This window comes from Actinacidiphila yeochonensis CN732 (genome assembly GCF_000745345.1).
Lineage (GTDB): Bacteria > Actinomycetota > Actinomycetes > Streptomycetales > Streptomycetaceae > Actinacidiphila > Actinacidiphila yeochonensis.
This window is the reverse complement of record NZ_JQNR01000003.1, coordinates 176,439-200,318: the sequence shown is the minus strand read 5'-3', so window position 1 is coordinate 200,318 and position 23,880 is coordinate 176,439. Positions and strand designations below refer to the sequence as shown.

Sequence of the window (23,880 nt, the reverse complement as noted above, 5' to 3'; positions counted from 1 at the left end):
CTGTTGCCGTCATCGCCATCCCTACCAACCGGTAAGTCATACGCTCGACACATGCGCCGAGCCAAAATTGTCTGCACCCTGGGCCCCGCCACCGACTCGTACGACCAGATCAAGGCACTGGTCGAGGCCGGAATGGACGTAGCCCGGCTGAACCTGAGCCATGGCAGCTACGCCGAGCACGAGGACCGCTACCGACGGGTCCGGAAGGCGGCCGACGAGAGCGGCCGCAGCGTCGGGGTGCTCGCGGACCTCCAGGGCCCGAAGATCAGGCTGGGGCACTTCGGCGAGGGCCCCGTACTCCTCGAACGCGGCGACGAGTTCACCATCAGCGTCGACGACATCGAGGGCGACCAGCGCGCCTGCGGCACCACGTACAAGGGCCTGGCCGCCGACGTGGCGCGCGGCGAGCGGATCCTGGTCGACGACGGCCGGGTCACCCTGGAGGTGACCGGCGTCGAGGGCCCCCGGGTCCACACCCTGGTCATCGAGGGCGGCTGGATCTCCGACCACAAGGGCCTCAACCTGCCCGGCGTCGCCGTGTCGGTGCCCGCCCTGTCCGACAAGGACGTGCGCGACCTGCGCTGGGCGCTGCGCACCGGCGCCGACGTGATCGCGCTGTCGTTCGTGCGCAGCGCGCGCGACATGGACGACGTGGTGCGCGTCATGGAGGAGGAGGGCCGCCGGGTCCCGGTCATCGCCAAGGTGGAGAAGCCGCAGGCGGTGGAGAACCTGGAGGAGATCGTCGACGCCTTCGACGGCATCATGGTCGCCCGCGGCGACCTGGGCGTGGAGATGCCGCTGGAGGCCGTGCCGATGGTGCAGAAGCGCGCCGTCGCGCTCGCCCGGCGCAACGCCAAGCCGGTCATCGTCGCCACCCAGATGCTCGACTCGATGATCGACAACTCCCGCCCCACCCGCGCCGAGGCGTCCGACGTGGCCAACGCCGTCATCGACGGCACCGACGCGGTGATGCTCTCCGGTGAGACCAGCGTCGGCAAGCACGCCGTCGAGACGGTCAAGACCATGTCCCGGATCGTCGCCGCGGCGGAGGAGGACGTGCTGGCGGCCGGGCTGCCGCCGCTGACCGAGGACGGCAAGCCGCGCACCCAGGGCGGCGCCGTGGCCCGGGCCGCCGCGGAGATGGGCGACTTCCTCGGCGCCACCTACCTGGTGGCGTTCACCCAGTCCGGTGACACCGCGCGCCGGCTGTCCCGCTACCGCTCGCCGATCCCGGTGCTCGCCTTCACCCCCGAGCCGGCCACCCGCTCGCAGCTCAGCCTCACCTGGGGCGTGGAGACCTTCCTCGGCCCGACCGTGCAGACCACCGACGAGATGGTCCAGCAGGTCGACGAGGAGCTGCTGCGCATCGGCCGCTGCAAGAAGGGCGACATGGTCGTCATCACCGCCGGTTCGCCGCCCGCCATGTCCGGGACCACCAACATGGTGCGTGTCCACCACATCGGCGAGGACGACGCGCCCCGCCCCCGGCGGGACTGACCCGCTCCGCCGCTCCCACCCGAGGGCCCCGTCCGGTATCAGCCGGGCGGGGGCCCTCGGCATGGGACCGCGTTGTCCGGTGTGCCGAACCGCCGGGCGGCGGCCCCCGGTGCTGCCGGGCCCGCCCGGACGCGCCATCGCCGTGCGATGCCCTCGCACCGGGTTCGTGATCACGCATAGGGCCCGGGCCGAGGCGAAGCATCCCGGAAACACGGAATATCCCGAACAACCACATGTCGCGCGCACGCGGCGGCGACGCGACCTCCACAATTAACGCCCCGTAACAAAGGGGCAATATTGCCTCGGGGGTTACTCTCCGAAAACGCGGCCGTCCTCCCGTGGTCCGGCCGGTGTTCCATGAGTGGCTCGAACCCCCCTTGCGCGGAGAGGAGTTGAGCCCACCGGCGGATGCGGGGGCGAGTGCCCGGGCGGCCGGACGGAAGTGCGGATTTCCCTGGATGCGCCGTCCGCCGGGAATCCGCGGAGGACCCGAATCGCGATCACCGCGCGGCCGAACCTCAAATGAAGCTCAAGATTACCCGTTTGGCATAACAAGACAGTCACACTCTTCCTCTGGTCTCTGTCTGGGGCATTGCAACCCCCTTAGAGTCACGGCCAGTCACCGCGCCGCTGGATATCGGCGTTCCGATGAAGCGCGCGGTTCCGGCCCCTCAGCAGATCGGCCGGAACCGGGGAAAGGACAAACCGTGCGACACCGTTCCTTGCTACTGCTGACCACTGCCGTCACCGCAGGAGCCCTCACCCTGAGCGCCTGCGGCTCGCGCAGCGACGACAGCAAGAAGAGCGACGGAGGAAGCAGCGGCGGAGGCAACATCACGCTCACCATCGGCGTCGACGCCCCACTGACCGGTGAGAACTCCGCCACCGGCCTCGGCCTGGAGTACGGCACGAAGATCGCGGTCGACGACGCGAACGCCAAGAAGCTCGTCCCCGGCGTCACCTTCAAGGTGGAGGCCCTCGACGACAAGACGCTGCCGGCCACCGGCCAGCAGAACGCCACCCAGCTCGTCCAGGACGACAACGTCATCGGCGCGATCGGCCCGCTGAACTCCAACGTCGCCACCTCGATGCAGCAGGTGTTCGCCAACGCCAACCTGGTCGAGATCTCCCCGGCCAACACCAACCCGGCCCTGACCCAGGGCAGCGACTGGGCCAGCGGCAAGAAGGTCCGCCCCTTCAAGACCTACTTCCGCACCGCCACCACCGACGCCAACCAGGGCGGCTTCGCGGCGGACTACGCCTTCAACACGCTGAAGAAGGCGACCGCGTTCGTCGTCGACGACAAGCAGTCGTACGGCGCCGGCCTCGCGGGCGTCTTCAAGCAGCGCTACGCCCAGCTCGGCGGCAAGGTCGTCGGCACCGACCACGTCAACACCGCCGACACCGACTTCTCGACCCTGGTCACCAAGATCAAGAACTCGCACGCCGACATGGTGTACTACGGCGGCCAGTACGACGAGGCGGAGCTGATCACCAAGCAGCTCAAGGCGGCCGGCGACCACATCCCGCTGATGGGCGGCGACGGCGTCTTCTCCGACACCTACATCAAGGTGGCCGGCGCCGCGTCCGAGGGCGACCTCGTCACCTCCGTCGGCCAGCCCGTCGCCACCCTCCCCGCGGCCCAGAACTTCATCAAGGAGTACAAGGAGAAGGGCTACCCGGGCGACTACGGCACCTACGGCGGCTACTCCTACGACGCCGCCACCGCCATCATCAACGCCGTCAAGACGGTCATGGACGGCAACGGCGGCAAGCTGCCGGCCATGGCCGACGCCCGCGCCAAGCTCGTCGACGCCGTCCAGAAGGCCGACTTCGACGGCATCGCCGGCCATGTCTCGTTCGACCAGTACGGGGACACCACCAACAAGCAGCTGACGGTGTACCAGGTCAAGGGCGGCAAGTGGACGGCCGTGAAGAGCGGCCTCTACCAGGGCTGATCCGGCCCCCCAGGCCGGATCGGCGCGCTCCCCGGGCCGCGCGGACGGACCACCGACCGCGCGGCCCGCGCGCATCCGGCCCGGGACACGACCGGGACCCGGCACCCCAGCCGGGCCCGGTCCCCGAACCGGTCCCCGAACCACCCATCCGTCCCGCCCACACCCGCCCACACCCGCTCCCCAAAGCGACATGGAGGCCATGCGGTGCACACCCTGCCGCAACAGCTGGCCAACGGGCTGTTCCTCGGCTCGATGTACGGGCTCATCGCCATCGGCTACACGATGGTGTACGGCATCGTCCAGCTCATCAACTTCGCCCATGGCGAGATCTTCATGACCGGCGCGTTCGGCGCGCTCGCCGTCTGGACCAACCTCCCGCACGGCACGTCCATATGGGTCGGCCTGCCCCTGATGCTGGTCGGCGGCGCGCTCGTCTCCGTCCTCATCGCCGTCGGCGCCGAGCGCTTCGCCTACCGGCCGTTGCGCAACGCCCCGCGGCTGGCCCCGCTGATCACCGCGATCGGCATCTCGCTGACCCTCCAGCAGATCGTCTTCGTGGCGTACCCGGGCGCCGACAGCGCCAAGAACTTCCCGCAGCTGGGCACCCACCCGTACCACGTCGGCTCCGTCGACATCCAGCCCAACGACATCTTCCTCGTCGTCGCCGCCGTCGTGTGCATGGTCGGCCTGGCCTTCTTCGTCCGCACCAGCCGCACCGGCCGCGCCATGCAGGCCACCGCGCAGGACCCGGACACCGCGCAGCTGATGGGCATCGACACCAACCGCATCATCGTCGTCGCCTTCGCCATCGGCGGCCTGTTCGCCGCCGTCGCCGGCGTCGCCTCCGGCCTCAAGTACGGCCAGGTCAGCTACAACATGGGCTTCCAGGCCGGCCTCAAGGCGTTCACCGCCGCCGTCCTCGGCGGCATCGGCAACATCTACGGCGCCATGCTCGGCGGCCTCGTCCTCGGCGTCGCCGAATCCTGCGCGTCCGCGTACATCTCCAATATCCCCGGCATGGAGCAGCTCGGCGGCCAGGGATGGTCCAACGTGTGGGCGTTCGTGCTCCTCATCGTCGTGCTGCTGGTCCGGCCCCAGGGCCTGCTCGGCGAGCGCGTCGCGGACAGGGCGTGAGAGCGATGACCGACATCCCCACCACGCCGCTGACCGCCGGACCCGCCCTGGGCACCACCGACCCGTCCGCGCCCCGCAAGGACTCCTTCGTCACCCTGCCGCCGCTCGCCGCCCGGGTGCTCACCCTCCTCGGCGTCGCCGGCACCGTCGCGTCCACCCTCATGTCGTGGACGTACACCGACGCCTTCCCCGGCGACCTGACCGTCTACGGCTACCCCGGCGGCCTCCAGGTCCTCACCCTGGTCGGCGCCCTCCTCACCGGCCTGCTCGCGCTGGGCTGCTTCGGCGTCAGGGGCCTGCGCTGGCTGGTGCCCAACCGGTCCGCCAACCCCGTGATGCTGCTGGCGGCCGGCACCTTCGGCACCACCTGGTACACCGTGCTGGCCATCGCCAAGGAGCTCGGCGGCCTGGCCAACCTCGACCCGGGCGGCTTCGTCGCCGCCGTCGCCTCCCTGCTGCTGCTCGTCGGCACCCTCGCGCTGCCGCTGGACCGCCACCCGCTGGAGGACCCCGAGGCCGAGTACTACGAACTCGGCCGGTTCAGCGAGAACGGCGCCGCCCGCGGCGGCTACCGGACGCTGCGCCAGGCCCGGCTGCGGCACGGCGCGCTGCCGGTGCCCGACCCGCGCGGGCTGCCCGCCGCACTGCAGTACCTGGTGATCGCCGTCGTCGCCGCGGCCGGCCTGAAGGTCCTCACCTACGGCCTGGCCACCGGCTACACCGAGATCTTCGTCGGCTACCTCATCCTCGTCGCCTTCGCCCTGTGGGCGTTCGCCGCGGCCGGCCTGACCCGGCAGTTCTCCCAGCTCACGGCCGACCACCGGCCGTTCGCGATGACGGTGGGCGTCATCGCGGCCATCGCCTACCCCTTCGCGCAGAACAACGAGCACTTCGCGAACCTGGGCGTCAACATCCTCATCTTCGGCACCGTCGCCCTCGGCCTGAACATCGTCGTCGGCCTCACCGGCCTGCTCGACCTCGGCTACGTCGCCTTCCTCGGCGTCGGCGCCTACGCGGCCGCCCTCGTGTCCGGCTCGCCGTACTCCATATGGTCCGGCACCCAGTTCCCGTTCTGGGCCGCCGCGCTGGTCGGCATGGGCGCCTCGCTGGTCTTCGGCGTCCTCATCGGCGCCCCCACGCTGCGGCTGCGCGGCGACTACCTGGCCATCGTCACCCTCGGCTTCGGTGAGATCTTCCGCATCGCCGTCAACAACCTCGACGGTGTCTCCGGCCCGAAGGTCACCGGCGGCCCCAACGGCATCGCGCAGATCCCCGACCTGTCGATCTTCGGCTACAACCTCGGCGACTCGCACGACGTCGGCTCCTTCACCCTGGGCCGGTTCGCCAACTACTACCTGCTGATGCTCGTCATCACCATCATCGTGGTGACGGTCTTCACCCGGGCCGCCGACTCCCGCATCGGCCGGTCCTGGATCGCCATCCGCGAGGACGAGACGGCCGCCACCGCCATGGGCATCAACGGCTTCCGCGTCAAGCTGGTCGCCTTTGCCCTCGGCGCCGCCCTGGCCGGCCTGGCCGGCACCGTCAGCGCCCACGTCACCTACAGCGTGGTGCCCAGCCCCTACCAGTTCTCCGGCGCCGCGCCGCCGAACTCCGCGTTCCTGCTGGCCGCCGTCGTACTGGGCGGCATGGGCACGGTCAGCGGCCCGGTGCTGGGCGCCGCCCTGCTGTACCTGGTGCCGGAGAAGCTCGCCTTCCTCCAGCGCTACGAACTCCTCGCCTTCGGCGTCACCCTGGTGCTGATCATGCGCTTCCGGCCCGAGGGGCTCATCCCCAACCGCCGCCGCCAGCTGGAGTTCCACTCCAAGGACGCCGCCGACGCCCCGGCTGCCGGGGCCGTACCCGCGCCACGTCCGGCAGGCGGGGACGGCGTCGCCGCCACCGGCCAGGCAGGGGCGTGAAGGACACCATGACCACGACCACCACCAGCACGGCCCCGGCCGCGTCCGCCGGGGCCGGCGAGCCCCTGCTCCAGGCCCGCGGCGTCGTCATGCGGTTCGGCGGCCTCACCGCCGTCCGCGACGTCGACCTCACCGTCAACACCGGCGAGATCGTCGGCCTGATCGGCCCCAACGGCGCCGGCAAGACCACCTTCTTCAACTGCCTGACCGGGCTGTACGTCCCCACCGAGGGATCGGTCAGCTACCGCGGCACGGTGCTGCCGCCCAAGCCGCACCTGGTCACCAAGGCCGGCATCGCCCGCACCTTCCAGAACATCCGGCTGTTCTCCAACATGACGGTGCTGGAGAACGTCCTCGTCGGCCGGCACACCCGCACCCGCGAAGGGCTGCTCTCCGCCCTGGTGCGCGGCCCGCGCTACCACCGGGCGGAGGCCCGCTCCCGGGAACGGGCCATGGAGCTGCTGGCGTTCACCGGCCTCGCCGGCAAGGCCGAGCACCTGGCGCGCAACCTGCCCTACGGCGAGCAGCGCAAGCTGGAGATCGCCCGGGCCATGGCCAGCGAACCCGGCCTGCTGCTGCTCGACGAGCCGACCGCCGGCATGAACCCGCAGGAGACCCGGGCCACCGAGGAACTGGTCTTCGCCATCCGCGACCAGGGCATAGCCGTCCTCGTCATCGAGCACGACATGCGCTTCATCTTCAACCTGTCCGACCGGGTGGCCGTCCTGGTGCAGGGCCAGAAGCTCGTCGAGGGGACCTCGGAGGTGGTGCGGGGGGACGACCGCGTCATCGCCGCCTACCTCGGCGAACCCGTCGAGGCGGGCCCGGCCGGGGGAGAGCCCCCCGCGACGGCGCCCACCCCCGAGCCCACTTCCGAGCCCGACGCCGAGCCCGAGCGCACTCCCGAGCCCGAAACCGACGCCGCGCCCGAGTCCGACGCCGACGCCGACGCCGAGTCCGCGGGCGGGCCCGCCGGGAGCACCACCGACGGCGCCACGGACACCACCGGCACCGACGGCACCGACAGCGCCCGCGGGCAGGAGAACGACCGATGACCGCACTGCTCGAAGTCGAGGACCTCCGGGTCGCCTACGGCAAGATCGAGGCCGTCAAGGGCATCTCGTTCACCGTGGAGGCGGGCCAGATCGTCACCCTGGTCGGCACCAACGGCGCCGGCAAGACCACCACCCTGCGCACCCTGTCCGGGCTGCTGCGGCCGGTGGGCGGCCGGATCGTCTTCGACGGCAAACCGCTCACCCGGGTCCCGGCGCACAGGATCGTGTCGCTGGGCCTGGCGCACTCCCCGGAGGGGCGGCACATCTTCCCCCGGCTCACCATCGAGCAGAACCTCCAACTGGGGGCCTACCTGCGCAAGGACGCCGCGGGCATCGCCAAGGACATCCAGCGGGCCTACGACCTCTTCCCGATCCTGGGGGAGCGGCGCAGGCAGGCCGCGGGCACGCTGTCCGGCGGTGAGCAGCAGATGCTCGCCATGGGCCGCGCGCTGATGTCGCAGCCCAAGCTGCTGATGCTCGACGAGCCCTCCATGGGCCTGTCACCGATCATGATGCGGAAGATCATGGAGACCATCAGCGAGCTGAAGGAGCAGGGCACCACCATCCTGCTGGTCGAGCAGAACGCGCAGGCCGCGCTCTCCCTCGCCGACCAGGCCCACGTCATGGAGATCGGCACCATCAGGCTCTCCGGGACCGGCCAGGACCTCCTGCACGACGAAGGTGTCCGCAAGACCTACCTCGGCGAGGACTGAGGACCGGGAAGCGGCGACAGGAGCCCGAACCGGCGGGGCCGGGCTCCACACCGTCGCGGAGAAGGGCCGGGCCCGCGCCCTCCAGGGGGCGCGGGCCCGGCCCTTCGCGCGCCGCCCCGGAGTACGGGGCGGCGCACCCCGGCGGTGTCAGGGCCGCCGGAGAACCGTGAACGAGGCGAGCCGCTGCGCCCCGTCGAGGACCAGGTGCAGGTCGTGCACTCCGGCCGGCACCCCGGCCAGCGGCGCCGTCACCTCCGACCAGGCGTAGCGGTGGCCCGTCGACGGCACGTCCAGCCGGGCCAGCAGGATGCCGTCGCCGGGCGCGCCGGCCCACACCGCGAGCCGCGCCCCGCCCGGTTCGGTGCGCGACACCGACGCGGCGATCGCCACCGCGCCGTCCAGGTCCGCCCGGCGGAAGACCAGCGACGCCGCCCCGCCCCGGACCTCGACCGCGTCACCGCCGGCCGGATCGGCGTCCACCACGTCGACGCCCGCGCAGGCGTCGAAGTCCACTGCCGCCGTGACCCGCCCCACGACCGCGCGCGGCCCCGGCGCCGCCCCGGTGACCTCCAGCCGCGCCACGAGCGGGGTGCGCGCCGAACTCGGGCCGGCCAGCACCTCGTAGCCGCCCGGGTCGACGGCGAACGCCCCCGTCCCGACGTCCCAGTGGGCCAGCCTCTCCGCCGGCACGGTGAAACGCACCTCCCGCTCCTGACCGGGCTCCAGCGCCACCCTCGCGAAGCCGGCCAGCCTCAGCAGCGGCGCGTCGTAGCGGGCGTCCAACGCGCGGGTGTAGAGCTGCACCACCTCGGTGCCGGCCCGCGACCCGGTGTTGGCCACCGTCACCACGGCCTCCACCGTGCCGTCCGGCCCGATCCGCGACCGCGACAGCCGCAGCCCGGTGTGGGCGAACTCCGTGTACGACAGACCGTGCCCGAAGGCGTAGAGCGGCGCCGCCCGGTGGTACTGATAGGTCCAGCCGGCGGAGATGATGTCGTAGTCCAGCGGATCGGGCAGCTCGTCGGCGGCCCGGTACCAGGTCTGGGCCAGCCGGCCGCCGGGCTCGGCCGCGCCGAGCAGCACCGAGGCCAGCGCGTTGCCCGTCTCCTGGCCGGCGTGCGAGGTCCACACCACCGCGGGCAGGTTCGCCTCCGCCCAGTCCACCGCGTACGGGTAGCTGCTCATCACCACCAGCGCGGTGCGCGGCCGGGCCGCGGCGACGGCCCGCAGCAGGTCCTCCTGGGCGGCGGGCAGCGTGACGGCCTCGCGGTCCTGCGTCTCGCGGCCGTTGATGTGCGGGTCGTTGCCGAGGACGACCACGGCCGCGTCGGCGCCGGACGCGGCGGCCACCGCCGCCGCGGTGCCGTCGCGCACCACCCGCCGCTGCCACCGCTCGGCGTCCTCGGGGGCTTCGGCGGTCAGCCGCACCAGGCCGGCGGCGGCGTCCACGGCCGCGTACCGGCCGGTCAGGACGGAGCGCAGCAGCAGCGCCCCGTCCGCCGCCGGCTCCAGCCGGAACGTCTCGTGGACCTCCCAGCCGCCGGGCTGCGCCTGGTCGGCGGCGAGTGAGGCGTCCCCGTCCTTGAGGCTGACGTAGCGGCCGTTCGCGGCGGCGCGCAGGGTCAGCACCCCGCCGCCCCAGTCGAAGACGTCGAAGGCGGAGGCGTCCTCGTCCGCCGCCGACCCCGCCGCCGCGGCCGTGAGCGGCCCGCCGGCCGCGCCGTCCGGCACGGTGAGCAGGCCGCCGGTGGACACGGCCCGCAGCTCGACCCGGTCGACGCCCTCCGCGGTGACGACCTCGCCGCCGAAGGCCGCCAGCGCCTCGCGCAGGCCCGCGGCCACCGTGGAGCGGTAGGGCAGCGAACCGCTGTACCAGTCCTCGAAGAGGCTGTCGGCCAGCGGCCCGACCACCGCGATCCGCCGGGTCCGCGCCCCGTCCAGCGGCAGCATCCCGTCGTTCCCCAGCAGCACCACCTGCGCCGTCGCGGCCCGCCGGGCCAGCGCGCGGTGCTCGGCGCAGTCCACGACCTCCCAGCCCACCGACGCCCACGGGTCCAGATCCGGGTCGAACTCGCCGAGCCGGAAGCGCAGTTCGAGCTGGCGGGCGACGGCCCGGTCCACGTCCGTCTCGTCCAGCAGCCCGCGGGCCAGCGCGTCGGTGATCCGCGCCACCGTCACCGAACTGTCCTCGCCGTGGTCGGTGAAGCTGTCGATACCGGCCCGCAGCGCCGCCGCGTGCGAGACGGCGTGGTCGTCGAAGTACCCCTGCGGGTCGACCAGGTTGGACGGCGCCTCCGCGTCGCTGACCACGAACAGCTCGTGCCCGGTCGGCCGCGCCCATTGCCGCACCTGCGCCTCGATCAGCGGACTGACGTGGCAGGGGCGGCCGTTGACCAGGTTGTACCCGGCCATCACACCGGTCGCCGACCCGGAGGCCAGCGGCGGCCGGAACGGCGCCAGGTCGTACTCGTGCAGCACCCGGGGACGGACCCCCGAAGAGGTGGTGCAGCGGTCGTCCTCGTTGTTGTAGGCCAGGAAGTGCTTCAGCAGCGGAGCCGTGCGCAGGTACACCGGGTGGTCGCCCGCCATGCCGCGGCAGAACGCGTCGCCGAGCCGGCCCGACAGCAGCGGGTCCTCGGAGTAGCCCTCCTCGTTGCGGCCCCAGCGCGGGTCGCGCAGCAGGTTCAGCACCGGCGCCCACGCCTGGAGGCTGATCGGCGCGGTGCCCGGCGGCGTCGCGTGGTGGTGGTGGAAGGCCCGCTGCTCGGTCGCGGTGGCGGTCGCCACCTCGTGCAGCAGCTCCTCGTCCCAGGTCGCGCCCAACCCCACGGCCTGCGGGAACACCGTCGCGGTACCCAGCCAGCCCACGCCGTGCAGCGCCTCGGTGCCGGTCCGGAACGGGCCGAGGCCCAGCCGCGGCACCCCCGGCGCGTACTGGTGCAGCATCGCGACGCGCTCGTCGAGGGTGAGCCGCCGCAGCAGATCCTCGACGCGCTCGCGCAACGGCAGCGCCGGATCGCGGAACGGCAGCCGGTCCACGGGAAGTTCGGCGGGCACAGGCGTGGAGCTCACGTGGCAGACCCCTTGGAGGTGGCAGGGAGAAGGGACGGAGGAGAGCGCGGAGAACGGGGGCCGGCAGGCGGAGCGGAGCAGCGGCAGGAGCGGCGCGGAACAGCGGAGCCTGCCCAACGGGCCTGGCACGGCCGGATGGTGAAGCGCTTCGAAAGTGACACGCGCCCGAAGCCCTGTCAACAGCCGTGCGCACACCGGATTCAGGAGCCCGACCAGCAGCGGCAGGGCCGCCCGCGCGGCGGCGCCAAGCGGTTTGAAGTGTTGCGTTTCAACCTCTTGTCGGATCGGCAACACGCCGTTAATCTCGCCGCATCTTCGAAGCGCTTCGACATGACGGAACGCGTCTCCCAGCGTTCCCTGCTTCCCCCCACATCACCGCCCCGGGGCCCCGGGCAGCGCGGTGACGACGCCCAACTCCCGCATCCCGACGGCGAAGGGGCCGCCCACCATGAGCATCGAGATCAACCGCAGAACCCTCCTCGGCACGGCCGCGGCCGTAGCCGGCACCGTCGCCACGGGCCCGCTGCTGGCCGCGTGCGGCGGCGGCAGCGGGCCGGGCAACGGCGGTGGCGCCAGCACCAAGAAGGGCCTGAAGGCCGCACTGCCCGACTACCTGCCCAGCTCCTCGGTGAAGCCGGACATCCCGTCCGTGAACGGCGCCGCCGACATCCTCACCGACCCCGGGTTCCTCACCTACCCGGCCGGCGGCGCCAGGACCGTCGACGGCGTCCCCGGCAAGGGCGGCACCTACAGCGCGGTCACCCCCCTGTGGGGCACCGTGCCCACCGCCGGCAACTCCTTCTACCAGGCCATGACCAAGGCCCTCGGCGTCAAGCTGACGATGAAGCCCGCCGACGGCAACAACTACGCCACCATCGTGCCCACGATGACCGCGGCCCGGAAGCTGCCCGACTGGATACAGCTGCCCACCTGGTGGAACTCCAACTTCAACGTGGGCCGCCTGGCCGGCACCCAGCTCGCCGACCTCACCCCCTACCTGGCCGGCGACAAGATCAAGCAGTACCCCAACCTCGCCGCCATCCCCAGCGGCGGCTGGCAGGCCGGCGCCTGGGACAACAAGATCTACGGCATCCCCTCGTTCGTCAGCGGCTTCATCGTCGCCGGCACCACCTTCTACCGAGGCGACGTCCTCGACGCCAAGGGCATCACCAAGGACCAGGTCACCTCCGTCGCGGACCTGTTCGCCCTGGGCAAGGAGCTCACCGACGCCAAGCGCGGCGTGTGGGCCTTCGACGACGTGTGGACGTACCTCTACCCCTTCTGGGACGTCCCCAACAAGTGGAAGGTCGTCGACGGCAAGCTCGTCCACAAGTACGAGACGCCCGAACTCCTCGACGCCCTCGACTGGCACTACAAGCTCGCCAAGTCCGGCTACATGCACCCCGACGCGCTCGCCGGGCAGGACGCCGGCGGCCTGACCCGCTTCTACGGCGGCAAGACCCTCATCGCCGGCGGCGGCACCGGCACCTGGAACCTCGCCGACCAGCAGTCCGGCGCCGCGGCCGACAAGAGCTACCGGCGGGAGTCGTTCGACATCTTCGCCGCCGACGGCAAGGCCACCCCCAGCGTCTTCCTCGGCAACTCCACCAGCACCATGAGCTACCTCAACACCAAGCTCAAGCCGGCCCAGATCGAGGAGCTGCTCGCCGTCGCCAACTACCTGGCGGCGCCCTACGGTTCGGCCGAGTACACGTTGGTCAACTTCGGCGTCGAAGGCGTCCACCACACCATGAAGAACGGTGTCCCCACCTTCACCAGCGACGGCCAGAAGTTCGTCCAGGCACAGACCTACCCCTTCCTCGCCTCGCCGGCCACCGTGATCAGCAACCCCGGCGCCGACCAGGTCACCAAGGACTACTCCGCCTGGCAGGCCGCCAACGTCAAGTACCTGTACAAGCCGGTGTTCTGGAACATGAACATCTCCCTGCCGACGTCACTGGCCACCGCCGACGCCGCCCAGCAGGTCGAGGACACCATCAAGGACTGCTACCACGGCAAGCAGAAGGTCTCCGACGTCCAGGCCGCCATCGCCTCCTGGAAGAGCAGCAGCGGCAACCGCCTCAAGCAGTGGATGACCGAGAACGTCCTGCACAAGTACGGCACCGGGCAGTGAACCCGGCACCCGAGGGCCCGGGCGGCACCCCCGCCCGGCCCCGGGGCGGCCCCGACCAGCGCCGACAGCAAGGAGGAGCCGTGGCCGGCGCAGCACCCACCCACACGTCCGACACCCCCGCGGCCCCCGCCGCCGAGGACCGCCGCACCCCGCGCGCCCGGCGGAGGAAGAACAGGGAGCAGGGGCACCCCACCCTCGACTGGCGCACCAGACTGCGCCGCGACAAGACCCTCATTCTGATGACGCTGCCGGCCGTCGCGCTGCTCCTCGTCTTCAACTACGCGCCCCTGGTCGGCCTGGTCACCGCCTTCCAGTACTACGACCCGCTGGACGGCATCCGCAACAGCCAGTGGGCCGGCCTGGCCCAGTTCACCGCGCTCTTCCACGACCCCCTGTTCTGGGGCGCGTTGAAGAACACGCTCGTCCTCAGCTTCGTGCAGCTGATCCTCTTCTTCCCGGTCCCGATCGCGCTGGCCGTACTCCTCAACAGCGTGCTCAGCGAACGGCTGCGCAACCTCATCCAGTCGATCGTCTACCTGCCGCACTTCTTCTCGTGGGTGCTGACCATCACGATCTTCCAGCAGATGCTGGGCGGCGCAGGCGTCCTCAACCAGGCCCTGCGCAGCCACTCCGTCGGCACCTGGGACATCATGACCAACCCGCACACCTTCGCACTGCTGGTCACCGGCCAGGCCGTGTGGAAGGAGGCCGGCTGGGGCATCATCGTCTTCCTCGCCGCGCTGGCCGCCATCGACCCCGCCCTCTACGAGGCCGCCGCCGTCGACGGCTCCGGCCCCTGGCGCCGCATGTGGCACATCACCCTGCCCGGCATGCGCGGCGTGGTCGTCCTCATGCTCGTCCTGCGGCTGGGCAACGCGCTGTCCGTCGGCTTCGAGCAGTTCCTCGTCCAACGTGTCGCCGTCGGCCACAACGCCGCCGACGTCCTCGACACCTTTTCCTTCTACTACGGCATCGCCACCGACAACTACGGCTACGGAGCAGCGGCCGGCCTCTTCAAGAGCGTCATCTCCCTGCTGCTCATCTGGGGCGCCAACAAACTCGCGCACGCCTTCGGGGAGGACGGGCTGTACCGCCGATGACCACCACCACCGTCCCGCTGCCACGGCGCCGCCGCCGCAACCCCAACCGCCCGGTGTGGGCCGAACAGCCCACCGTCCTCGGACAGACCGGCAAGGGCGCCGTCCTCACCCTCGTCGTCGCCGCCGTCGTGGTGCCGCTGTGGATCATCGTCGTCACCAGCTTCTCCACCCAGGCCGCCACCAACCGGGCCGGCGGCATGGTGATCTGGCCCGACGGCCTGACCACCGCCGCCTACCGCGAGATGCTCGGCGACCCCACCGTCCGCACCTCACTGCTGGTCAGCCTCGGGATCACCGTGGTCGGCACCGCGGTGTCCATGGCAGTATCGATCCTGTGCGCCTACGGCCTGTCCCGGTCGCGTTCCCTCGGCCACCGGCTCATCCTCACCCTGCTGGTCGTCACCATGTTCGTCAGCGGCGGCCTCATCCCCACCTTCCTGGTGGTCACCGGCCTCGGCGGCTACGGCAGGTACTGGGCGCTGATCCTGCCCAGCGCCGTGTCGGTCTTCAACATCCTGGTGCTGCGCGCCTTCTACTCCAGCACCGCCGCCGACCTCATCGACGCCGCCCGCATCGACGGCGCCGGCGACTGGCGCACCCTGTGGTCCGTGGTGCTGCCCACCTCCCGCGCCGTCACCGCCGTCATCACCCTCTTCTACGCGGTCAGCTACTGGAACGCGTTCTTCAACGTGATGCTGTACATGCCCACCGACAGCCAGAAGTGGCCCCTGCAGTACGTGCTGCTGACCTACGTCAACCGCGGCAACGGCCTGCCCGGCTCGCTCAACAGCGGATTCGGCAGCGCCCACGCGGAGACAGCGCCACTGGCCCTGCAGATGGCCGTCGTCGTCCTCACCCTCGTACCGCTGCTGCTCGCCTACCCGTTCATGCAGAAGCACTTCAGAACCGGCGTGCTCACCGGCGCCATCAAGGGTTGAGCACGCGCCGGCGGGGGCACCACCCCCGCCGGGCACCACCGCCCGGTGCCCGCGCACACCCGGACCCACCAGCACCAGCACACGACAGACGAGGGGCAGGGCAACACCCATGGCGACCATAGCGGAAGTGGCCAAGCGCGCGGGCGTCTCGTCGAGCACCGTCAGCTACGTCATCAGCGGCAAGCGCTCCATCTCCGCCGCGACCCGGACCCGCGTCGAAGCGGCCATCCGCGACCTCGGCTACCACCCCAACGCCGGAGCCCGCGCGCTGGCCGGCAAACGCAGCTACATCGTGGCCCTCGTCGTCCCCCTGCACACCGACGTCTACGTGCCGATCATGATGGAGATCGCCATCGCCGTCACCATGGCCGCCCGCCAGCACGGCTACGACGTCCTGCTCATCACCAACGACGAGGGCCCCGACGGGGTCCGCCGCGTCGCCGCCAGCGGCCTGGCCGACGGCGTCATCCTCATGGACGTCACCCTCGACGACGACCGCGTCCCCGTCCTGCGCGCCACCGGCGTCCACGCCGCCCTCATCGGGGTCCCCGACGACCCCGCCGGACTCGCCTGCGTCGACCACGACTTCGCCGCCGCCGGCGCGCTGTGCGCCGACCACCTCGCCGACCTCGGCCACCGCGACGTCGCCTTCATCGGCTACAGCTCCCAGGTCTACCGGCGCCACCCCGGATACGCCGAACGCGCCCTCGCCGGCTTCCGCGACCGCGCCGCCGCGCGGGACCTGCGCTTCCTGCACCGCCCCTGCGACGGCACGTACGAGGGCACCGCCGGCGCCGTCGCCCGCGTCTTCGCCGACCGGCCCGAGACCACCGGATTCGTCGTCCAGAACGAGGGCGCCCTCGGCCACCTGCTCAGCGTGCTGCGCAGCACCGGCCGCACCGTCCCCGAGGACGCCTCCGTCATCGCCCTGTGCCCGCCCGCCCTCGCCGAGGAGTACTCGCCCCGGCTCACCGGCGTCAGCGGCCCGGCCGGCGAACTCGGCACCCTCGCCGTCGAGCTGATGATGCGCCGGATCAAGGGCGACACCACCGACGGGGTCCTCCTGCTCGACCCCGTACTCACCGCCCGCGAGAGCACCGGACCCGCGCCGCTGCCGCGTTGAGCCCCCGGCTACCGGCTACCGGCTACCGGCTACCGGCTACCGGCTACCGGCCACCGGCCACGGGCCCGGCCACGGCCCGTCGGCCTGCCCCCGCGACGGCTCCCCGCCCCGTCGGCGGCGGCCGCTCGCCCTCCCCCCACCGGCGGCCGCCCCGCCGTACCCGCCGGCCGCAGCTTCGCACCCGCCGCCGACCCCGGCCCGCTACCGCCCGACACCCGCCCCGACCGTCCGAGGACACCACCATGCCGCAGCACGGCACCCCCAGCACCCCCGCCGGCACCGGCTCCTCAGCCCCACCAGCCCCCCGGCCGCCCTCGCCCGGCGCACCCGACCCCGGACCGCACCCCGCCGCGACCCGGCTCACCCACCGCCTCGGCGGCCTCGCCTACGGCGGCGACTACAACCCCGAGCAGTGGCCCCCGCCCGTCTGGGACGAGGACGAACAGCTCATGCGGCACGCTCGCGTCAACCTCGCCACCCTCGGCGTCTTCTCCTGGGCCCTGCTCGAACCAGAGGAAGGCCGCTACGACTTCACCTGGCTCGACCAGCACCTCGACCGGCTGCACGCCGCCGGCACCGCCGTCGACCTCGCCACCCCCACCGCCTCACCACCCCCTGGTTCACCCTCGCCCACCCCGACGCCATGCCCGTCACCCCCGACGGCACCCGCCTCACCCACGGCAGCCGCGACACCTACTGCCTGGCCGCACCCGCCTACCGCCAGGCCGCCACCCGCATCGCCACCGCCCTCGCCGACCGCTACGGCGACCACCCCGCCGTCGCCCTCTGGCACGTCCACAACGAATACGCCACCGTCTGCCACTGCGACCACGCCGCCACCGCCTTCCGCACCTGGCTGCGCACCCGCCACACCACCCTCGACGCCCTCAACGACGCCTGGGGCACCGCCTTCTGGAGCCAGCACTACACCACCTGGGACCAGATCCAACCGCCCCGCGCCACCCAATGGCACCACAACCCCGCCCACACCCTCGACTACCGCCGCTTCTGGTCCGACGAGGCCCTCGCCGCCTACCGCGAACAACGCGACTCCATCCGCGCCCGCAGCGACCGCCCCGTCACCACCAACCTCATGCTCCCCGACTACCAGGTCCTCGACCTGTGGGCCTTCGGCCGCGAAGTCGACCTCGTCGGTATCGACCACTACCCGGCCGCCCCCGGCCTCGACGCCGCCGCCGACACCGCCTATGGCGCCGACCGCGCCCGCTCCCTCGGCGGCGGCCGCCCCTGGCTCCTCATCGAACAGGGCACCAGCACCGTGTACAGCGCCGGCCGCACCCTGGCCAAGAACCCCGGCGACATGCTCCGCCACACCCTCGGCCACATCGCCCGCGGCTCCGAAGGCGCCCTCTTCTTCCAATGGCGCCAGTCCCGCGCCGGCGCCGAGATGTGGCACTCCGCGATCGTCCCGCACGCCGGACCCGACTCCCGGATCTTCCGCGAAGCCACCGCCACCGGCCACGCCGTCGCCCGCCTCGCCGAACTCGCCGGCTCCACCGTCCACGCCCAGGCCGCCGTCCTGCACGACCCCGACTGCTGGTGGGCCCTGGACAACCAGGGCCTGCCCGCCACCGACCTCGACTACCCCGGCACCCTCCGCCGCGCCCACCGCGCCCTGTGGGACGCCGGCACCACCGCCGACCTCGCCCACCCCGGCCAGGACCTCAGCCGCTACCGGCTCGTCCTCGCCCCCGCCCTGCCCCTGCTGTCCGACGCCGACGCCGAGAACCTCCGCGGCTACGTCGAGAACGGCGGCACCCTCCTCGTCCAGCACTTCGCCGGCGTCATCGACGAACGCCACCACGCCCGCCTCGGCGGCTACCCCGCCACCCCGCTGCGCACCGCCCTCGGCATCCGCGTCGAGGAACACCGGCCGCTCACCCCCGCACAGACCGCACCCCTCTCCGACGGCACCCACGGCACCCGCTGGAGCGAGAGCCTGACCAGCCAGGGCGCCGAACCGATCGCCACCTACACCGACGGCACGCCCGCCGGCCAACCCGCCCTCACCCGCAACCGCCACGGCCGCGGCACCGCCTGGTACCTCTCCACCCGCCTCGACGACACCGGATACGCCGCCCTCACCACCCGGCTGCTCGCCGAATCCGGCACCACCCCCGAACAACCCGGCCTGCCACCCGGCGTCGAAGCCGTCCGCCGACACGCCCCCGACGGCCGCAGCTGGCTGTTCCTCCTCAACCACACCCCACACGAGATCCCCACCACCGCCACCGGCCACGACCTGCTCACCGACACCCCCACCGCCCCCGCCGGACTGCGCCTGCCCCCCGGCGGCGCGGCCGTCCTGCGCGAGCCCTGACCGCACCCCACCTCCCACCCGCACCCAGCGCCCCACCCGCGCCCCGCCCACCGCCGCACCACCCGACCCGCCCGCCCCGACCACCACGGAAGGACCCCATGAAGTTCACCGACGGCTACTGGAAGATGCGGGACGGCGTCACCGCCCACTACGCCACCTCCACCGCCGACCACACCACCGAAGACCACCGCATCACCCTCCACGCCCCCGTCCGCACCGTCCGCCACCGCGGCGACACCCTCAACAGCCCCCTGCTCACCGTCGAATGCTGGTCACCCGCCGAGGACGTCATCGGCATCCGCGTCACCCACCACGCAGGCCACCTCGACCCCGGCCCCCACTTCACCCTCACCACCAGCCCCGACAACCCGGCCAGAACCACCCGCGACGGCACCGTCCTCGAACTCACCTCAGGCGGCCTCACCCTCCGCACCGACACCGCCCAACCCTGGAACCTCGAATTCCGCAACGCCCAACGCACCCTCACCACCATCGGAGCGGGCTCCCTCGGCTTCGCCACCGACGCCGACGGCCGCCACCACATGATCGCCAAACACGCCCTCGGCATCGGCGAACTCGTCTACGGCCTCGGCGAACGCTTCACCCCCCTCACCCGCAACGGCCAGACCGTCGACATCTGGCAGGCCGACGGCGGCACCAGCAGCGAACAGGCCTACAAGAACATCCCCTTCCACCTCACCAACCGCGGCTACGGCGTCCTCGTCGACCACCCCGGACACGTCGCCTACGAAATCGGCTCCGAAGCCGTCAGCCGCCTCCAACTCAGCGTCGAGGACCAGACCCTCCAGTTCTTCGTCATCAACGGCCCCACCCCCAAGGACGTCCTCAACCGCTACACCGCCCTCACCGGCCGCCCCGCCCTGCCCCCCGCCTGGTCCTTCGGCCTGTGGCTGTCCACCTCCTTCACCACCGACTACGACGAAGCCACCGTCACCCGCTTCGTCCAGGGCATGGCCGAACGCGACATCCCACTCAGCGTCTTCCACTTCGACTGCTTCTGGATGCGCGCCTACCAGTGGACCGACTTCCAGTGGGACCCCGACGTCTTCCCCGACCCCCAGGGCATGCTCACCCGCCTCAAAGAACAGGGCCTGCGCATCTGCGTCTGGATCAACCCCTACATCGCCCAGAAATCCCCCCTCTTCGCCGAAGGCGCCCGCCACGGCTACCTCGTCAAACGCACCGACGGCTCCATCTGGCAATGGGACGAGTGGCAGGCCGGCATGGCCCTCGTCGACTTCACCAACCCCGACGCCCGCACCTGGTACGCCGACAAACTCCGCACCCTCCTCGGCCAAGGCGTCGACTGCTTCAAAACCGACTTCGGCGAACGCATCCCCACCGACGTCACCTGGCACGACGGCTCAGACCCCGCCCGCATGCACAACTACTACACCCACCTCTACAACCAGACCGTCTTCGACGTCCTCACCACCGAACGCCCCCCAGGCGACGCCGTCGTCTTCGCCCGCTCCGCCACAACCGGCGGCCAGCGCCTCCCCGTCCACTGGGGCGGCGACTGCGAATCCACCTTCAGCGCCATGGCCGAATCCCTCCGCGGCGGCCTCTCCCTCGGCCTGACCGGCTTCGGCTTCTGGAGCCACGACATCGGCGGCTTCGAAGGCACCCCCACCCCCGCCCTCTTCGCCCGCTGGGCCCAGTTCGGCCTGCTCTCCTCCCACAGCCGGCTCCACGGCAGCCACTCCTACCGCGTCCCCTGGCAGTACGACGACACCGCCGTCGCCGTCACCCGCGACTACACCCGCCTCAAGCACCGCCTCATGCCGTACCTCTACCACGCCGCCCTCCAGGCCCACACCCACGGCACACCCGTCCTGCGCGCCATGCTCCTGGAATTCCCCGACGACCCCGCCTGCCACCAGCTCGACCGCCAGTACATGCTCGGCGACGACCTCCTCGTCGCCCCCGTCCTCAGCGAGGACGGCGACGTCGACTACTACCTCCCCGCCGGCGAATGGACCCACCTCCTCACCGGCGAACGCCTCACCGGCCCCGGCTGGCGCCACGAGAACCACCCCACCACCAGCCTCCCCCTCCTCGCCCGCCCCGGCGCCGTCATCCCCTTCGGAGCCCACGACGACCACCCCGCCCACGACTGGGCCGACGGCGTCACCCTCCGCGTCCACACCCCCGCCGACGGCACCGACACCACCACCGCCGTCCCCGCCCCGACGGCACCACCGCCGCCGTCTTCCGCACCCGCCGCACCGGCGACACCATCACTGTCGAAGCCCAGGAACCCGCCCCCGCGACCTGGCACGTCCTCCTCGTCGGCGCCACCGCGACCGACACCCCCGACGGCGCCACCGCCCACCCCGCACCCGCCACCCCCCACCAGCCCGCCGGCATCCTCCTCACCCCCGACCCCGGCACCACCACCATCACCACCCGCTGGGCCTGACACCCGCAGGACCCTCGCGGCACCCCACGGCCCCGCACGGCCCGCACAGCCCCCACAGCACGACGCCGCCCGCCCGCACCCAGCGGACGGGCGGCGCCCCACAACGGAAGACCCGGACCGGAGCAGCCCCGGAAACCCAGCCGCACAGCGGCCCCCGAAGCCCCGCGGCCCCGCGGCTCAGCCCTCCGCGACCTCCTCGATCACGGCCTGCGCCACCGCCTGCATCGACATCCGCCGATCCATCGACGTCTTCTGAATCCACCGGAACGCCGCCGGCTCCGACAACCCGTACTTCGTCTGCAGCACGCTCTTCGCCCGATCCACCAGCTTGCGCGTCTCCAGCCGCTGCGTCAGATCCGCGACCTCCGCCTCCAACGCCCGCAGCTCCTGGAAACGGCTCACCGCCATCTCGATCGCCGGCACCAGATCCGACTTCGAGAACGGCTTCACCAGATACGCCATCGCACCCGCGTCCCGCGCCCGCTCCACCAGCTCACGCTGGGAGAACGCCGTCAGCATCAGGACCGGCGCCAACTTCCCCCCGACGATCCGCTCCGCCGCGCTGATCCCGTCCAGCACCGGCATCTTCACGTCCAGGATCACCAGATCCGGCGTCAGCTCCTCAGCGAGCTTCACCGCCGTCTCCCCGTCCCCGGCCTCACCGACGACGGCGTACCCCTCCTCCTCCAGCATCTCCTTCAGGTCCAGCCGGATCAGCGCCTCGTCCTCCGCGATGACGACCCGCGTCGTCGTCGGAGACGGCTGCTCGGCCTCCTGCGACGGCTGCTCATCCTGGGGACGCGGTGACTCTTCGGGGGCGCTCACGGTGCGATGCTCCTCGTCTGCGGCGGGATACTGCCCCCACGAGCCTACCCAGCTCCGGTAGAGTTTGAGTACGGCAGAGGTACGCTATCCTCTGAATCGAAGGCCCCGGTAGCCCAACTGGCAGTAGGCAATGGATTCAAAACCCATACAGTGTCGGTTCGAATCCGACCCGGGGCACTCAGCCTTCAAATCAAAAGCCCATGTTGCTTTTGACTGATCACTGGATCGGGTGAAGCGCGTCCGATTCGCCGAATCGGTCGGTCGCGGCGCCGAGAGTCGTCCACATGTACGACATCGAAACCCGCCGCCACGCCCTCCGACTGCTCACCACCGGGCGCAGCCTGAACAGCGTGAGCCGCGAGACCCGTATCTCCCGGTCCGCGCTGCGCGACTGGCGTGACGGCGGCGTCCTTCCCAACCGCCGCGCCACCGAACCCCTGTGCACGGACGGTCCCGCCTACCCCTACCTGCTCGGCCTGTACCTGGGCGACGGCTGCCTCAGCGCCGCCCGGCGCGGTGTCCACGTGCTGCGGATCACCTGCGGCAACGCCTGGCCGGGGCTGGCCGACGCGTGCGAGAAGGCGATACGGCAGGTCCGGCCGCACGGCTCCGTGTACCGCAACCCGCAGCGCGGGTGCGTCCAGGTGACCGCGTCGAGCAAGCGGTGGCCCGAGGTCTTCCCCCAGCACGGCCCCGGCAAGAAGCACGAGCGGAAGATCGCCCTCGAACCCTGGCAGCAGGACATCGTCGACGCGTACCCGTGGGAGTTCGTCCGGGGCCTGGTGCACTCCGACGGCTGCCGGATCACCAACTGGACGGAGAAGACGGTCGGCGGGGTGCGCAAACGCTACGAGTATCCGCGGTACTTCTTCACCAACACCTCCACCGACATTCTCGGCCTCTACACCGCCACCCTGGACGCCCTCGGTATTCCGTGGACGCGCGCCCGCCACGCCAGGGCGTACAACATCTCCGTGGCCCGGCGGGAGTCGGTGGCGCTGATGGACGCGCACGTGGGCGCGAAGTTCTGAGCCCTGGCCGCTGGTCCCGGGAGGGCGCGGGGTCAGGGGGTGGGCGGGGTGGGGGTGGAGGGGCGGAGCACGCAGGTCAGGCGGGCGGTGCAGACGCGCTTGCCGGTGGCGTCGTCGGTGATGGCGACCTCGTAGGTGGCGGAGGAGCGGCCGCGGTGGACGGGGACGGCGGTGCCGGTGACGGTGCCGGAGCGCAGGCCGCGGTGGTGGGTGGCGTTGAGGTCGACGCCGACGGCGATCTTGTTGGGGCCGCCGTGGAGCATGGCGCCGATGGAGGCGAGGGTTTCGGCGAGGACGGCGGAGGCGCCGCCGTGGAGGAGGCCGTAGGGCTGGGTGTTGCCTTCGACGGGCATGGTGCCGACCACCTTCTCGGGGGTCGCCTCCAGGATCTGGATGCCCATGCGTTCGCCGAGGTGGCCGGCGGAGAAGAGGGCGGGCAGGTCGATGCCGAGGCCGGCGTACTGCTCCAGGGTCTCCGGGGAGAAGGTGGTGCTGGTCTGCTCGCCCATGCGGGTCGGCTCCGTTCTCGGGCTGGGGCTGGGGCTGGGGCTGGGGCTGGGGCTGGGGCTGGGGCTGGGACGGGGAGGGGGAGGG

General features: G+C 71.8%; 15 protein-coding genes, 1 tRNA gene and 2 pseudogenes. 15 read left to right on the top strand and 3 right to left on the bottom strand.

What is annotated here, in order from left to right:
* Nucleotides 1-51: 51 nt before the first annotated feature.
* From pyk to BS72_RS02525, 6 genes are all read left to right on the top strand, one after another.
* Entirely contained in the window at nucleotides 52-1,497 is a 1,446-nt protein-coding gene (gene pyk / locus BS72_RS02550) for a pyruvate kinase (protein WP_037906044.1), read from the top strand.
* A gap of 707 nt (nucleotides 1,498-2,204) precedes the next feature.
* Entirely contained in the window at nucleotides 2,205-3,455 is a 1,251-nt protein-coding gene (locus BS72_RS02545; protein WP_232792190.1) for a branched-chain amino acid ABC transporter substrate-binding protein, read from the top strand.
* Between the two features lie 204 nt (nucleotides 3,456-3,659).
* Nucleotides 3,660-4,589: a branched-chain amino acid ABC transporter permease gene (locus tag BS72_RS02540; RefSeq protein ID WP_037906040.1), complete on the top strand. Its 930-nt coding sequence runs from the start codon at nucleotides 3,660-3,662 to the stop codon at nucleotides 4,587-4,589.
* Between the two features lie 5 nt (nucleotides 4,590-4,594).
* On the top strand, nucleotides 4,595-6,511 hold the full coding sequence (locus BS72_RS33550; RefSeq protein ID WP_051950571.1) for a branched-chain amino acid ABC transporter permease: 1,917 nt from the start codon (nucleotides 4,595-4,597) through the stop codon (nucleotides 6,509-6,511).
* Nucleotides 6,512-6,519: 8 nt separating this feature from the next.
* Nucleotides 6,520-7,566, top strand: coding sequence for an ABC transporter ATP-binding protein (locus tag BS72_RS02530; RefSeq protein ID WP_037906038.1), 1,047 nt, complete (start codon nucleotides 6,520-6,522; stop codon nucleotides 7,564-7,566).
* Complete coding sequence (locus BS72_RS02525; RefSeq protein WP_037906036.1) at nucleotides 7,563-8,279, top strand: ABC transporter ATP-binding protein; 717 nt, start codon at nucleotides 7,563-7,565, stop codon at nucleotides 8,277-8,279. The genes BS72_RS02530 and BS72_RS02525 overlap by 4 nt, the downstream gene beginning before the upstream one ends.
* A gap of 147 nt (nucleotides 8,280-8,426) precedes the next feature.
* Here the strand turns inward: BS72_RS02525 and BS72_RS02520 are convergent, their stop codons facing one another.
* Nucleotides 8,427-11,351: a glycoside hydrolase family 3 protein gene (locus tag BS72_RS02520; protein ID WP_232792189.1), complete on the bottom strand. Its 2,925-nt coding sequence runs from the start codon at nucleotides 11,349-11,351 to the stop codon at nucleotides 8,427-8,429.
* 448 nt (nucleotides 11,352-11,799) lie between these two features.
* On the opposite strand from BS72_RS02520, the gene BS72_RS37020 reads away from it, so the two are divergent.
* The 7 genes and pseudogenes from BS72_RS37020 (at nucleotide 11,800) to yicI (ending at nucleotide 21,430) form a co-directional block, all read left to right on the top strand.
* Complete coding sequence (locus tag BS72_RS37020; protein ID WP_051950570.1) at nucleotides 11,800-13,485, top strand: type 2 periplasmic-binding domain-containing protein; 1,686 nt, start codon at nucleotides 11,800-11,802, stop codon at nucleotides 13,483-13,485.
* 80 nt (nucleotides 13,486-13,565) lie between these two features.
* Nucleotides 13,566-14,585, top strand: coding sequence for an ABC transporter permease (locus BS72_RS37015; protein WP_037906030.1), 1,020 nt, complete (start codon nucleotides 13,566-13,568; stop codon nucleotides 14,583-14,585).
* Nucleotides 14,582-15,523, top strand: coding sequence for a carbohydrate ABC transporter permease (locus tag BS72_RS02505; protein ID WP_037906028.1), 942 nt, complete (start codon nucleotides 14,582-14,584; stop codon nucleotides 15,521-15,523). Before BS72_RS37015 ends, BS72_RS02505 begins: the two co-directional genes overlap by 4 nt.
* Before the next feature lie 109 nt (nucleotides 15,524-15,632).
* Nucleotides 15,633-16,646, top strand: coding sequence for a LacI family DNA-binding transcriptional regulator (locus BS72_RS02500; RefSeq protein WP_037906026.1), 1,014 nt, complete (start codon nucleotides 15,633-15,635; stop codon nucleotides 16,644-16,646).
* A 242-nt stretch (nucleotides 16,647-16,888) separates the two neighbouring features.
* A pseudogene (locus tag BS72_RS39730) lies at nucleotides 16,889-18,081 on the top strand (beta-galactosidase); the annotation flags it as partial.
* Entirely contained in the window at nucleotides 18,055-18,987 is a 933-nt protein-coding gene (locus tag BS72_RS39725; RefSeq protein WP_407638935.1) for a beta-galactosidase, read from the top strand. The pseudogene BS72_RS39730 and the gene BS72_RS39725, both read left to right, overlap by 27 nt.
* Nucleotides 18,988-19,085: 98 nt before the next feature.
* Nucleotides 19,086-21,430, top strand: a pseudogene (gene yicI, locus BS72_RS02490) (alpha-xylosidase).
* A 177-nt stretch (nucleotides 21,431-21,607) separates the two neighbouring features.
* On the opposite strand, the gene BS72_RS02485 reads toward yicI, so the two are convergent.
* Nucleotides 21,608-22,255 carry an ANTAR domain-containing response regulator gene (locus BS72_RS02485; protein ID WP_037906024.1) on the bottom strand — a complete coding sequence of 216 codons (648 nt, stop codon included), beginning with the start codon at nucleotides 22,253-22,255 and terminating at the stop codon, nucleotides 21,608-21,610.
* A gap of 102 nt (nucleotides 22,256-22,357) precedes the next feature.
* On the opposite strand from BS72_RS02485, the gene BS72_RS02480 reads away from it, so the two are divergent.
* Together BS72_RS02480 and BS72_RS02475 are read left to right on the top strand one after the other, a co-directional pair.
* A tRNA-Leu gene (locus BS72_RS02480) sits at nucleotides 22,358-22,432 on the top strand.
* A 107-nt stretch (nucleotides 22,433-22,539) separates the two neighbouring features.
* Nucleotides 22,540-23,286, top strand: a complete 747-nt coding sequence (locus BS72_RS02475; RefSeq protein WP_037906022.1) for a hypothetical protein — start codon at nucleotides 22,540-22,542, stop codon at nucleotides 23,284-23,286.
* A 32-nt stretch (nucleotides 23,287-23,318) separates the two neighbouring features.
* Here the strand turns inward: BS72_RS02475 and BS72_RS02470 are convergent, their stop codons facing one another.
* The gene (locus tag BS72_RS02470; protein WP_037906020.1) at nucleotides 23,319-23,795 is read right to left on the bottom strand and encodes a PaaI family thioesterase; all 477 of its coding nucleotides are present in this window, start codon (nucleotides 23,793-23,795) and stop codon (nucleotides 23,319-23,321) included.
* Nucleotides 23,796-23,880 lie beyond the last annotated feature (85 nt).